Origin of the sequence: Rouxiella sp. Mn2063, assembly GCF_049319665.1 — a bacterium.
In the GTDB taxonomy this organism is placed as follows: domain Bacteria; phylum Pseudomonadota; class Gammaproteobacteria; order Enterobacterales; family Enterobacteriaceae; genus JBMOUD01.
In genome coordinates this window covers 1-205 of sequence record NZ_JBMOUD010000066.1, presented here as the reverse complement: position 1 = coordinate 205, position 205 = coordinate 1, and the positions used below count along the sequence as shown (strand labels likewise).

The following is a 205-nucleotide window of genomic DNA, read 5'->3' as shown; positions in this document are numbered from 1 at the left end:
GGGCGATTAGCTCAGTTGGTAGAGCATCTCCTTTACACGGAGGGGGTCGGCGGTTCGAGCCCGTCATCGCCCACCACTCATTAGAGTGCTAGCGTCGTGATAAGTAAGAAGAAATGAGAAATGGGCGATTAGCTCAGTTGGTAGAGCATCTCCTTTACACGGAGGGGGTCGGCGGTTCGAGCCCGTCATCGCCCACCATTTCTCA

The 205-nt window shown here is 55.1% G+C and carries 2 tRNA genes; both read left to right on the top strand.

The annotated features are described in order from the left end of the window. Positions 1-76, top strand: a tRNA-Val gene (locus ACL9RG_RS22800). 46 nt (positions 77-122) lie between these two features. Continuing rightward, positions 123-198: transfer RNA gene (locus ACL9RG_RS22795), tRNA-Val, on the top strand. Positions 199-205: the final 7 nt, after the last annotated feature.